The following is a 12,677-nucleotide window of genomic DNA, read 5'->3' as shown; positions in this document are numbered from 1 at the left end:
TTGCCTTAAGAAATGAAGATTATCGATGATCTAGCCAAAGAAAATATGGAACTTGACCGCATAGACCGCAAGATCCTCTCGGTTTTGCAGCAGGACGGGCGAATCGCCAATGTCGAGCTGGCCGAGCGCATCGGCCTGTCGCCGACCTCGATCGGCGAGCGGCTGAAGCGGTTGCAGCGCGAGGGCTTTATCGAGGGCTACGGCGCGCGGCTCAATCCGCACCGGCTCGGCCTCGGTCTTCTGGTGTTCGTCGAGGTGCTGCTCGACAAGACCACGCCCGACAATTTCGAGCGCTTCGCGCGCGCCGTGAAACTCGCCCCTGAGGTGCTCGAGTGTCACATGGTTGCAGGCGGCTTCCATTATCTGGTGAAGGCGCGGCTTGCGGACATGACCGCCTATCGACGCTTCCTCGGCGAGACCCTGCTGTCGATGCCCGGCGTGCGCGAGACGCGAACCTATGCGGTGATGGAGGAGATCAAGCGCGACGCACCGTTGCCGGTGGAGTAACGAAGTGCGGTCGCGATTGTCGTTGCTGTGGCGTTAAGGATGCGGTTTTCGCGGGAAAAATAGCTTTCCGTGTGCAGTCGCAACGCCTGTCGTCGAATGCACTGGCTGTCTTCTGAAATTTTCTTGGCCCCGCTCCCGGACTGATCCGGGAGTCAGCAAAGGCTGGCGGGCTTATACTTTGAGGTTCTCTGCGGAGGTCTTGCCCCGGTTTGCGATCTCTTCGTATTCAACCGTCTGTCCCTCGTTGAGGGTGGACAGGCCGGCTTTCTGCACTGCCGAGATATGCACGAACACATCCTTGCCCCCCGACGCAGGCTGGATAAATCCATAACCCTTCGTCGGGTTGAACCACTTGACCGTACCTTTAGCCATCACGACTTCTCCGCGGGTCTTCCTCCGAGATCGCGAACCGCCAATCCCCGCCAACCGGCCGGTTCGGTCCTAACAGAATACGCGGATTGTGGCGGGCTTGGTAGCTCAAACCACATCCGCATTTCGCCGAATTCAGCTCAACTTCGCGGCGTTTTTGCCGGTTTTGCCCGTTTAGCGGTCAAATGGCCGGGAATGCCGCGTGCCCTCCGTCAATAAGTCGCGGCCAGATAATCGACGATCTTGCCGACATCGGCATCGTCGATCGGTGCGCCATAGACCTTGATCATCTTGGTGACCTCGGCCTGCCAGAAGCCCTTCTTGTCCTTCATCGGCGGCTGCGTGGCGACGTAGTCGGACGAGTGGCAGGCGGTGCAGTTGCCCTGCGCCACCTCCAGATTGGGACCAGGCTTGAACGCGGCGACCTCATCGGGAGTCTTGTAGTTGATCGGCGCCGCAGTCACTGCGCTGATGATGCTGGCGAGCGTGAGCGAGGCGGCGAGGAGAGCGGTGCGCTGCATGATCATTCTCCCTCAGGCCACGGTGACGCGCGTGGTTTCGATGACGTTGCGCAGGTAACCCGCCGGGTTCCAGCGCGGTGTATCCGGCTGGGTCTCGCCGTCATTGCCGGTGGCGCGCACCTTGAGCTCGACGCCGCCGGCGGCGAGTTGCACCGGCAGCTTCCATTCGCGGAATGCGTATTTGCCGAGATCCTTGCCGAGCTTGGCGCTCGCCCAGGTCTTGCCGCCGTCGGTGGAGACCTGGACCTCCTTGATGCCCTTGCCGCCGTCGAAGGCGATCCCCCGCAGCGTCGTGCGTCCCGCTTTCAGCTTGGCACCGTCGGCGACGCTGGTGATGAAGGAGCGGATGGTGAAGCGGTTGATCGGGATGGTCGCCTTCGGCGCGGTGCCCGGCTCGATCGCATTGTTCGGCGTATCGGGAATGCGATAGGCCGACTTCATCCAGAAGCCGTCATAGACGTTGTCGATGACGGTGATCTCGTTGAGGTGCTTGACCCAGTAGGTGCCGTAATAGCCGGGCACGACCAGGCGCAACGGAAAGCCGTTGAGGAACGGCAGGTCCTCGCCGTTCATGCCGTAGGCCAGCATCACCTCGCCGTCGCTGGCGTGGTCGATGTCGAGCGCCTTGATGAAATCGGGCGTCTTGTCGCTGGCCGGGCCGTCCATGCCGTTGAACGTGACCTGCTTGGCGCCGGCCTGCACGCCGGCCATCTCCAGCACGGCCTTCAGCGGCACGCCGCGCCAGCGCGCGCAGCCCATCGCGCCGTTGGCGAGCTGGCCGCCGGCGACGCGCGGCTCGGAAAAGCCGCGGCTGTTGCCGGAGCACTGGTTGACGGCGACGATCTCGGTCGCCTTCATTTTCCTGATGTCCTGGAGCGACAGCTTGAGCGGCTTGTCGACCTTGCCCTTGACTTGAAGCGTAAACTTGTCGGGGTCGAGATTGTAGGGCAGGTCGGAGAGATGATAGCGCACGAAGAACGCGTTGTTCGGCGTGATCGGGCCGTCGTTGAACACCGCGAACGGCGTCTCGAGCTGCGGCGGCCGGCTGGTCAACACGATCATCGGCCGCTTCTGCGGGTACTTCACCAGCGGCCGCTCGCCATTGGCGAAGGGCAGCGTGACGGTCTCGAGGGCCAGCGCTTTGGTCGAATTCAGTGTCGCCGCCACGGCGGCAAGGCCCGCTCCTTTGAGCAGGTCGCGTCGATCGAACATGTGGTCTCCTCCCGGAGCTTTCGTTGGAGCAGCGGTCATCACCGCAATCCCTCGCGCATCTGTCGCGACGACTCGGGCGGAGTCAATTCGTGCTTTCGCAGCAAGGCCATGCCGCTGCGTTGCAGCAAGCCGGGTTATGCTGTCACGAGATTGAGCCGGATTGTCGCGGCGGCGAAGGTGTGCTCCCTCGCCCCGTTCTTGCGGGGAGAGCTGAAGAAGAATCAGGCCGCCACGCGCTCGCCGCGATCGACCAGCGCCGCAAGCTGCCTCGCATCCGCGACCACGCGCACGGCCATCGGCTCGTCGCGGCCGCGAATCGCGACTTCCTGCTGCGGCAGCGAATCGTCGCCAAGGCCCGCGGTGCGGCGCACTTCCTCGGAGACAATGGCCTCGCAGGCCAGCGTCTTGGTCATGTCCTGGAGGCGGGCGGCGACGTTGACGGCATCGCCGAGCGCGGTGAACACGATGTGATCGCGATAGCCGATGTCGCCGATGATGACTTCGCCGCCATGGATGCCGATGCCGAAGCGGATCGGCTCGCGGAGGTCGTGGCTGAGCAGCTCGTTGAGCTCGTCGATATTCGCGGCGATGCTGCTGGCCGCCTTCAGCGCCTGCCGGCAGGCCTGTTGCGGATCGGCCGACAGCCCGAACAGCGCCAGCATGCCATCGCCGACGAACTGGTTCGGCTGGCCGCCATGCTCGATCACCGCCTGCGATACCGCGCCGAGGAAGCGGTTGACGATGAAGACGGTGTCGAACGGCAGCCGCTTCTCGGCCAGCTGCGTCGAGCCGCGCATGTCCACGAACAGGCTGACGAGATAGCGCTCCTGACCGATCCGGGCCGGTGTCGAGGCCTGCCCGCCCGCTGCATGCGTGTGCGGGGTGAAGAGCTGGAAGAAGGAGAGGTCGCACTCGGGCCGCAGCTGGCAGGCGAGCCGGATCGAGGGATCGGCGGTGCCGACGCGGGCGAGCACGAAAGCCTCGCGCTGCGACGGCTCGGGCAGGGCGGCATGGTCGCCGATGATGCGGATGCGGCAGGTCGAGCAGCGGGCGCGGCCGCCGCAGACGCTGGCATGTGGCACGTTGTGGCGCAGGCTCGCCTCCAGCACAGAGAGGCCCTTGGGGACCCGCACCGTCTTGCCGTTTCCGTAGGACAGCGCGATCATGCCGCCGCGCCGTTCGCGCAAGGCCCGCAAACCGCGCGCCGCCAGCACCAGTCCGAGCAGGCCGACATAGCCGATGGTGAGGGTGTTGGTGATGCGGTCGAGCGTTGCAGCCTCGGCCGTCGTTCCGAGCTGGCGGCGGGTGAGATTGTGCGTGCGCCATTCGCCGTCATCGGCATCGAGCATCACGCTGCGGCCGCCCTGGTAGACGCCGAGCAGCGACAGCGTCGGAATCAGCACGGCGGCCGCGAGCAGATAGGGCGCCCCACGCGTGAAGAATGGTTTCAGGCGAAGCCAGAAATAGATGCCGATGCAGCCGTGGATCCAGGCGATGGTGAGCAGGATCGTCATGGTCCAGATGCGGTTTGAGCTGAAGAAGAGATAAAGCTCCTGCGGGTAGAGCTTCTGGTGCCCATACAAGGTTTGGCCGAGCCGCACGCCGATCACATGCGCCATGACCAGCGCCGGAATGCTCAGTCCCAGCACGAGCTGGAGCGGCTCGATCGTCTTCCAGCGGAACTGCCGGCGCTGATACAGCGCGTAGACGCCGAGCCCCATATGGGTGAGAGCGGCGCCGTAGAACACGATCGCGACAGGCAGGAATTGCCAGAACGCCATGTGATAGTAGACGCCGGCCTCCATGGCATCGACCGAGATGTTGCCGAGCGCATGGTTGAGGAAATGGCTGATCACGTAAGCGAACAGGATGACGCCGCAGACCAGCCGCACCTGGCGCACGCCGGTCGAGCGGACGAGTTCGGTCATCTGTGCGAGAGCGGTGGCCATGATTCGGTTGTATCAGTTTCATCAACGAGAACAGCCAGCCTAGCGTTTAATTCCCGGAGTGGACAGCAGGGCCGGTCACATGCGCGGCAGGTTACGAAACCGTAGGGAATTCTAGGGTGGGCAAAGGCGCGCTCTTGTGCGCCGTGCCCACCGATCGGCACCCATTATGCCCACTGTCGTCCCCGACAAGCGCGCCCCCAGGCGCGCGCCGATCCGGGACCCCCGCGCGAGCGCTTGCGCTCGTCGCGATAACGACAGGGCGTGGTTGCAAGTCGTCGTCAAACTTCTCCCGTGGTGATCAGGTGCCCGGGCTTGCGACTACGTCGCGCCCCGGCACGACAGCGGTGTGTGCTGCACCTCCCACACATTGACTCCCCCTCTCAAGTCGGGGAAAAGCGCGGCCGTGACGATCGCTCCCGACATCTCTGCGAAGCCTGACGGCGCCCAGCGCCGGCTCATCCTCATGGCCGTGCTCGTCGTCGCCGCGATGACGGTACTTCGCATCGTCTACGCCTCCGCGCTCGAGCTGCGCACCGACGAGGCCTATTATTGGACCTGGTCGAAGGAGGGCGCGCTCAGCTTCCTCGATCATCCCCCCATGATCGCCTGGCTGATCCGCTTCGGCACGGCGATTTTCGGCGACACCACGCTCGGCGTGCGCTTCGGCGGAATCGTCGCCATGCTGGTGACGCAGCTGCTGCTCGCCGACATCGTCCGCCGTCTCACCCATGATGCCCGCGCGATCATGTTCGCGCTGCTGATGCCGGAGGCCGCGCTCTATTACGGCCTGCTGATGGCCAAAGTCGCGCCCGATGTCGCCATGATCCCGTTTGCGATGGCGATGATGTGGTCGCTGGTGCGGCTGGGGCAAAGCGGCGACGGACGGTGGTGGCTCGCGGCCGGACTGTTCGCCGGCCTGTCGCTGCTGTCGAAATTCACCGCGATCATGTTCGCGCCAGCGGTTGCGGCGTTCCTGCTGGTGCCGGATTGGCGCTGGCGCTGGCTGCGCAGCCCGTATCCCTACCTCGCGGTGCTGATCGCCATCGCACTATTCTCGCCGGTCTTGATCTGGAACGCGCAGCATGATTGGGCCTCGTTCCGCTTCCAGGGCGTGCGCGCCACCGCCAATTACGGCATCTCGTTGCGCACGATCGGCGACTACATCGGCCTGCAATTCGGCCTCGTCGGCTTCGTGATGCTGCCGGTGGTGCTGACGGGCCTCGGGATGACGGCGTGGCGCGGCTATCGCGCCCGCGAGCCGGTCGCGATCCTGCTCTCGACCGCGGTGCTGGTGCCGTTCCTCTATTTCCTCGTGAAGTCGATGACGCTCCGCGTCGGCGACACCTGGCCGATGTTCATGTGGCCGGTGGGCTTCGCCGCCACGGCCGTCAATCTCGTCGTGCTGTCGCGCGAGGGTTGGTCGGCAAGGCTGATCCGGTCGAGCGTGTTCTGGCTCGACACGGCGGTCGTCTCGGGCCTCGCCTTCGTCGTCATCGTGTTCCTGTATTACGTCGCAGCGCCCTGGAATCTGCTCGGCAAGATCGACCCGATCGGCGCCGAGGGCGGCTACGAGCAGGTCGCCGCCGGTGCGCAGGCCGCGCTCGACGAGACCGGCGCGACCTGGATCGCCACCACGGACTACCGCACCTACGCCATGATGCGCTGGCTGTTCCGCGGCCGCGTGCCCGTGATCGAGATCAACGAGCGCGGCCGCTTCCAGGATTTCGGCGATCCCGGCATGGACCGGATCAAGGGCCACGCCGGCATCTACGTCGGCCGCGTGCCGGACAATCGCGCCCCGGTGTGGGATTCGATCCCCGCGCAGCGCCAGCCGCTCGGTGACGTCGAACGCCGCTGGCGCGGTGTCCTGGCGGATACCTATGTGATTGAGAGGCTCACCGGCTGGACCCCGGAGCTGTCCCCGCCGAAGGACTCGCCGCTGTTCTGGTGGAAAGTGCTGGCCTCTCTCTCCCTCTCCCCGCAAGCGCGGAGAGGCGAAGTGGCTACTCCTCCTCGTCCTTCTTCCGCAGCAGATCCGTCGCGAGGTCCGACAGTTTTGGCGGCGGCAGGGCCGCGAACGGCAGCGGGCGCGTGACGTCGATCGCCGCCAACCCGAGCCTGGCCGTCAAGAGCCCGTTCAGCACGCCTTCGCCCAGCCGCTGCGACAGCTTTGCTGCAATCCCGTGCCCGAGCATCTGCTGCACCAGGCTGTCGCTTGCAGCCATGCCGCCGGTGATGGCGAGATGGGCGATGACGTGGCGGAGCAGGCGGATCATGCCGAGCGCGCCGGGACGGCCGCCGTAGAGATAAGCGAGCTGGCGGATCAGCCGCAGCGCTGCGACGAGCACGAACAGCACATCGATCGCCGCGCGGGGCGAGACCGCGGTCACGATCGAGACTTTTTGCGCGGCCGACGACACCAGCCGCCGCGCCTCCGCATCCAGCGGCGACATCAGCTCGCGCTCGGCGAGGCGGATCATGTCGGCGCCGTCGATGATCTCGCCGGCATGGCTTTCCAGCGTGGCGCGGGCGCGCGCCAGCTGCGGGTTCTGGTGCGCGATCTTGATGAGGTCCTGCACGATGACGCGGCTCTCCTTGCGGTCGTCGCTGGCAAGCACGGCGGCTGCGCGCTGATGCAGCTTTTCGATGGTCGCAAGACGCGCGAGCCCGAACGCCTCGCGTCCGATCACCACTGCAAGCGCGAGCGCGGTGACGAAGGCGAGGGCGAGGCCGACGAAGCCGAGGCTTTCGCTGCGCGCAAACAGATCCTCGATCAGATGAACGACACCGAGCCCGGTGCCGAGCAGCGTCAGCCCGGCGAGACCGGACCAGAACAGCGTGCCCCACGAAAATCGGCGCCGCGCCGGCAGCGCAGCTTCAATCGGCACCGGCAGCGCCTGCGGATCGTGCTCCGGCGTGATCTGGATGGTGGCGCGGCTGAGTCGGCTGATCTCGTCGGCTTCGGTGACGACGACGCCGGGATCGTCGAGCCGGAACGTTGCCGGCCGCCGCGGCTGGGATCGGTCGTTCATGCGAGCTTGTCTCCGATCAGGAACTGCAAGGCGCGGTCGAGGCGGATGTGTGGCAGCGCCGGCTCGCTCGCGCCTTCGCGCTCGAGCTTGGGCGGGCGGAAGCGCAGGAAACGGAAATCGCTTCTCTCGGCGGCCTCAGTTGACAGCCCGCGGAACGCGTCCCTGCCGTTGAACAGCGGCTCGGGATCCAGCGGCAGGTCGCCCGGAAAGGTAGCAACTTCGGTGTTGCCGTCGAAGAACTCGCCGCCGGCGCTTTCGCCCGCGGCCGGTGTTCCCAGGATCGACGGCAATTTGTCGCGCCCATGCGCGACCTGGGCTTCGCGCGTGGCGCGGACGGCTGCGAGCGCGACGACATCGATTCCCGCGCCGGTATTTTCCGCGCGCGCCACGGCGCGGCTCACCGCGCGGCGCAGCACGGCCTCGAGCCGGTCGTGGCTGGAATGATGCAGATGATCCGCCTTGGTCGCCGCGAACAGGATGCGGTCGATGCGCGGCCGGAACAGGCTGGAGAGGATGGTGCTCCGGCCGATGTTGAAGCAGTCGAGAATGCCGGCCAGCGCGGCCTCGAGATCGTGCAGCGCCTCGGGGCCGGAGTTGAATGCGGCGAGCGCGTCGGCCAGCACGATTTGGCGATCGAGCCGGGCGAAATGATCGCGGAAGAACGGCCGCACCACGACGTCCTTATAGGCCTCGTAACGGCGCACCATCATCCCCCACAGCGATCCCTCGCCCGCTTGCTCGCCCACGGGCAGGTCCAGCGGCGCGAAGGTCAGCGCCGGCGTGTCGGCGAGATTGCCGGGCATCAGGAAGCGGCCGGGCGGCAGCAGGCTCATCGCAAAGCGCTCGTCGCGGCAGGCGCGAAGATAGTTGGTGAAAAGCCTTGCGGCCGTGAGCGTCGCCTGCTCGTCCTCGCGCGCCTCCGGCTTCAGCGTTGCGAGATGCGCGTGCCAGTCCGCAGCCAGATGCGCCCGCGGCGCCTCGCGCGACAGCGCCAGGCTTTCGGCGGACCATTGCTCATAGCTCTTTTGCAGCAGCGGCAGGTCGAGCAGCCACTCGCCGGGATAGTCGACGATGTCGAGCGTCAGCGTGCGGTCGGCGCCGTTCGGGCGCTGGTAGTCGATGACGAGGCGCAGCTCGCTGATGTCGACCGTCGAGTTGGGCCAGCGCCGTTCCTCGATCAGCGCGCGCAGATGGTTCTCATAGGCAAATCGCGGCACGGCATCGTCCGGCTGCGGCGCCAGATGCGCCCGCGCGATCCGGCCCGAGGCATAGGCTTCGAACACCGGAAACCGCCCGCCGCGGGTGAGGCCATGGATCAGCGCGGTGATAAATACGGTCTTACCGGCGCGCGACAAGCCGGTGACACCGAGCCGCACCGTCGGGTTGAAGAAGTGCTCGCCATAGTCGATCAGCGCCCGGGCCGACAGGCGCGCCTCCTCGACCATGTCCTGGAAACTGAATGCCATATGAACGTTGAGGGGGCTCGGGCGAGGGATACGCAAAATGGACTAATCACAAAAATGGCAACTGCCTGAGGAAAATCAAGCTTTCATACTTCTACCGCCTTTGTCGGCAAATCAGCCGTTTGAACGACGCGCCGACGCCGAAAGACCGATAAAGAGGGGCATTGCCTCAAGCTTTCCCGGATTGCCATGACCGTCTTCCAACTGAAACAGTTCGCATCCTCCTCAGTCCACGCCGCGGCCGACGTGATCGGCTGGGACTACGATCGCGCCGAGGTGATCGCCGATGGAATCGTCCATGCGATCGGCGTCCTTGCCGGCCTCATCTCCGCGACCGTGCTGGTGGTGCTGACGGTGATCTATGCAACCGCGATCGACATCGTCGGCGTCTCGATCTATGTCGCCGGCCTGCTTTCGATGCTGGTGCTGTCGGCGATCTATAATCTCTGGCCGGTCTCGCCGGCCAAATGGCTGCTGCGCCGGTTCGACCATTCCGCGATCTACCTGCTGATCGCCGCGACCTACACGCCGTTCATCCTGGAAGTGAAGGACAGCGTGTTCGCATTGGTGCTGCTCGCTGGCGTCTGGTGCGTCGCCATCCTCGGCATCGTGCTGAAGCTGTTTTACCCCGGCCGGTTCGACCGCGTCTCGGTCGGAATTTACCTCGCGATGGGCTGGAGCGGCGTCATGCTCTACGACGCCGTGGTCAAGGCACTGCCTGCGCTCGCGCTGGGCTTCGTGTTTGCCGGCGGCATCTTCTACAGCCTCGGCGTGATCTTCCATGCCTGGCGACGGCTGCGCTTCCAGAATGCGATCTGGCACGGCTTTGTCTTGGCCGGCGCGGCATGCCATTATACCGCGGTGCTCGACCTCGTGTTGAGCTGAGCAGGACCGCGACGCGGAATAAGCGGCGCGGTATAAAGCGGTACAAGGCAAGAGGAGACGTCGCATGCAGGTGACCGGCAAGGTCGTGGTCGTCACGGGCGGCGCCAACGGCATCGGCAAGGCGCTGTGCGAGGCCTTTCATCATGCGGGCGCGGCCAAGGTCGTCGTCGCCGACATGGACGCCGCCAATGCGCGGGCGGTCGCCGCCACGGTGAACGGCGCGGCGTTCAAATGCGACGTCGCGCAGGAAAAGGACATCGCGCACGTCATCGAGGAGACCGAGCGGCAGTTCGGCCCCATTGATCTCTTCTGCTCCAATGCCGGCATCGGCGGCGGTTTCGATCCGATGTCGGAGAATGCCGGCGGTAACTCCGACGAGCCCTGGCAGCGCAGCTGGGCGATCCACGTCATGGCCCATGTCTATGCCGCGCGGCATCTGATCCCCCGCATGAAGGCGCGCGGCGGCGGCTATTTCCTCAACACCATCTCGGCGGCGGGCCTGTTGTCGCAGGTCGGCAGCCCGGCCTATTCGACGACCAAGCATGCCGCGGTCGGCTTTGCCGAGAACCTCGCGATCTCGCACAAGGCGCACAACATCAAGGTCTCGATCCTGTGCCCGCAGGGCGTCGACACCAACATGCTGCGCTCGATCCCGAAAGGCCCGCAATCCGGCGACGGCGATCTCACGCCGGAGCAGGTGGCCAAGGACGTGCTCGCCGGCCTCGAACAAGAGACGTTCCTGATCCTGCCGCACCCCCAGGTGCTCGGCTACATGCGCAAGAAGACCGAGAACTACGACCGCTGGATCGGCGGCATGGCGAAGATCCAGGCCAGGATGCGGGAGGAGTTCGGGAAGTGACCGTTAGCTCATCCCTGGGCGGTTCGCAGGACCGAACCCGAGATCTCGAGAGCGGGCTACGTTGCTAGCCACCGCTCGCGCCAAATACTCCCTATCGTCCCTGCCTGGTGCGCAATTGCGCTCGAGGCGGGGACGACGCGATCAATGCTTCTGCCCATACAGCACCGGCACCGCCGAATCCACGACGACTTCGACGAGGCTGGTGCCCTCAAACGCCATCCCGCGCTTGAGCGCCTCGCCGAGCTCTGCGGCCTTGCTCACCCGCGCCGCATGGCAGCCCATGCCCTCGGCGATCTTCACGAAATCGATCCCCGGCAGCTCCAGCCCGGGCACGTTGCGCACCTGCATTACCTGGCTGAACGAGCGCATCGCGCCATAGCCGGAATTGTTGATGACGACGATGCTCAGCGGCAGCTTGCGCTGCGCGGCGGTCCACAGCGCCTGGATCGAATACATCGCCGAGCCGTCGCCGATCAGGCAGACGGTGCGCTGCTTCGGCTTGCCGAGCGCCATGCCGACGGCAGCCGGCAGGGAGTAGCCGAGGCCGCCGCTCGCCATGGTGTAGAAGGAATCCTGGCCGCGCATCGGCAGGAATTTTTGCATCGCCGGCCGGTGCGAGGGCACTTCCTCGACCAGCGAGGCGCCATCCGGCATCGCCTGCGATAGCGAATGCAGCAGGAATTCGACCGGCAACGGATCGGCGGCCTGCGGCGCCGGCGGCAGCGTGCGTCCCTTCGGCGTAGCGCGCTTGCTTTCCGGCAGCATATCGAGCAGCAGGCTCAGCGCCGGCTTCATCGTCGCGATGATGCTGGTCCCGACCGGCGTCACCGCAGCCGCATCCGGATCGTCCGTGATCTGGAAGATCGTCGCGCCGCCGTCAAAGATCGCGGCGTGGCCCTCGACATGGAAGGTGAACACCGGTGCGCCGATGACGACGACGAGGTCGTGCTCCCGCAGCGCATCGGAGAGTTGTGCGGGCGAGGCATGCAGGAAGCCTGCGAATTGCGGGTGGCGCTCGGGGAACGAGCAGCGCGCCGAGAACGGGCTCACCCAGACGCTCGCCTTGGCCTTCTCGGCGACGCGCACCATCAAATCGACTGCCCCGGCACGATCGACGCCGGGGCCGACCACGAGGGCAGGGCGCTTTGCCGAGCCGAGTGCTGTGACCAGCGCCTCCATCGCTTCCGGGTCGGGACCGATCTCGCGGCTGACCTTGCGCGCCTCGACCGGCGCGCAGGCATGCGTCCAGTCGTCGATCGGGATCGACACGAAGGTCGGCCCGCAGGGCGGCTGCATCGCAGTGTAATAGGCCCGTGCGATCGCGGCCGGCACGTCCTCGGGTCGCGCCGGCTCGACGCTGTATTTGACGTAAGGCCGCGGAAATTCGGAGGCGCGCTCGGCATAGAGGAACGCCTGCAAGGGGAGGATCGAGCGCGCCTGCTGGCCCGCGGTGATCACCAGCGGCGTCTGGTTGCGATGCGCTGTGTAGATATTGCCGAGCGCGTTGCCGACGCCGGCCGCCGAATGCAGGTTGACGAAGCCGGCATTGCGCGTCGCCTGCGCATAGCCATCGGCCATGCCGACGGCGGAGGCCTCTTGCAGTGCCAGCACATAGTCAATGTCGTCGGGCCAATCGCTCAGGAACGGCAGCTCGGTCGAGCCGGGATTGCCGAACACTTTGTTGATGCCGAAGGCGCGCAGCAGGTCGAGCGTCGCCTGCTTCACGGTGACGGACTTGCTGCCGGTCTTGCCGTTCTTGGACATGGTTTCCGTCCCGTGTGCTTATTGTCAGGTTCGTCATTCCGGGGCGCGGAGCGAACCCGGAATCTCGAGATTCCGGGTTCGATGCTTTGCATCGCCCCGGAATGACGGTGACGGAG

At 65.6% G+C, this 12,677-nt stretch carries 11 protein-coding genes; 4 read left to right on the top strand and 7 right to left on the bottom strand.

All coding sequences use genetic code 11. The features are described 5' to 3' along the window. The first annotated feature begins 45 nt into the window (after window positions 1–45). The gene (locus tag AC5V87_RS34150) at window positions 46–507 is read left to right on the top strand and encodes an Lrp/AsnC ligand binding domain-containing protein (RefSeq protein ID WP_495369118.1); all 462 of its coding nucleotides are present in this window, start codon (window positions 46–48) and stop codon (window positions 505–507) included. A 171-nt stretch (window positions 508–678) separates the two neighbouring features. On the opposite strand, the gene AC5V87_RS34145 is transcribed toward AC5V87_RS34150, so the two are convergent. The 4 genes from AC5V87_RS34145 to AC5V87_RS34130 all read right to left on the bottom strand — a co-directional run bounded on the left by AC5V87_RS34145 (window position 679) and on the right by AC5V87_RS34130 (window position 4,558). Continuing rightward, window positions 679–879 carry a cold-shock protein gene (locus tag AC5V87_RS34145; RefSeq protein WP_008563500.1) on the bottom strand — a complete coding sequence of 67 codons (201 nt, stop codon included), beginning with the start codon at window positions 877–879 and terminating at the stop codon, window positions 679–681. Between the two features lie 209 nt (window positions 880–1,088). Continuing rightward, on the bottom strand, window positions 1,089–1,397 hold the full coding sequence (sorB, locus tag AC5V87_RS34140; protein WP_456842729.1) for a SorB family sulfite dehydrogenase c-type cytochrome subunit: 309 nt from the start codon (window positions 1,395–1,397) through the stop codon (window positions 1,089–1,091). A gap of 12 nt (window positions 1,398–1,409) precedes the next feature. Beyond that, window positions 1,410–2,609 (bottom strand): SorA family sulfite dehydrogenase catalytic subunit, encoded by a 1,200-nt coding sequence (gene sorA / locus AC5V87_RS34135; protein ID WP_495369117.1) that lies wholly within the window; start codon window positions 2,607–2,609, stop codon window positions 1,410–1,412. 221 nt (window positions 2,610–2,830) lie between these two features. Beyond that, window positions 2,831–4,558: an adenylate/guanylate cyclase domain-containing protein gene (locus AC5V87_RS34130; protein WP_456842731.1), complete on the bottom strand. Its 1,728-nt coding sequence runs from the start codon at window positions 4,556–4,558 to the stop codon at window positions 2,831–2,833. A 463-nt stretch (window positions 4,559–5,021) separates the two neighbouring features. On the opposite strand from AC5V87_RS34130, the gene AC5V87_RS34125 reads away from it, so the two are divergent. Further along, window positions 5,022–6,653, top strand: a complete 1,632-nt coding sequence (locus tag AC5V87_RS34125) for a glycosyltransferase family 39 protein (protein WP_456843540.1) — start codon at window positions 5,022–5,024, stop codon at window positions 6,651–6,653. Here AC5V87_RS34125 and AC5V87_RS34120 read toward each other — a convergent pair. After that, entirely contained in the window at window positions 6,562–7,590 is a 1,029-nt protein-coding gene (locus tag AC5V87_RS34120; RefSeq protein ID WP_456842732.1) for a YcjF family protein, read from the bottom strand. The genes AC5V87_RS34125 and AC5V87_RS34120 overlap by 92 nt on opposite strands. Next, on the bottom strand, window positions 7,587–9,056 hold the full coding sequence (locus AC5V87_RS34115) for a YcjX family GTP-binding protein (protein WP_495369116.1): 1,470 nt from the start codon (window positions 9,054–9,056) through the stop codon (window positions 7,587–7,589). The genes AC5V87_RS34120 and AC5V87_RS34115 overlap by 4 nt, the downstream gene beginning before the upstream one ends. A gap of 186 nt (window positions 9,057–9,242) precedes the next feature. Between AC5V87_RS34115 and trhA the strand changes: the two genes are divergently transcribed. Continuing rightward, window positions 9,243–9,938 carry a PAQR family membrane homeostasis protein TrhA gene (gene trhA, locus AC5V87_RS34110; protein ID WP_456842734.1) on the top strand — a complete coding sequence of 232 codons (696 nt, stop codon included), beginning with the start codon at window positions 9,243–9,245 and terminating at the stop codon, window positions 9,936–9,938. A 64-nt stretch (window positions 9,939–10,002) separates the two neighbouring features. Further along, window positions 10,003–10,797, top strand: a complete 795-nt coding sequence (locus AC5V87_RS34105; RefSeq protein WP_495369115.1) for an SDR family oxidoreductase — start codon at window positions 10,003–10,005, stop codon at window positions 10,795–10,797. A 141-nt stretch (window positions 10,798–10,938) separates the two neighbouring features. Here the strand turns inward: AC5V87_RS34105 and mdlC are convergent, their stop codons facing one another. Beyond that, window positions 10,939–12,561 (bottom strand): benzoylformate decarboxylase, encoded by a 1,623-nt coding sequence (mdlC, locus tag AC5V87_RS34100; protein WP_456842736.1) that lies wholly within the window; start codon window positions 12,559–12,561, stop codon window positions 10,939–10,941. Window positions 12,562–12,677: the final 116 nt, after the last annotated feature.

Source organism: Bradyrhizobium sp. SOJA106 (assembly GCF_059448745.1).
This window is presented reverse-complemented; position numbering and strand designations above follow the sequence as displayed.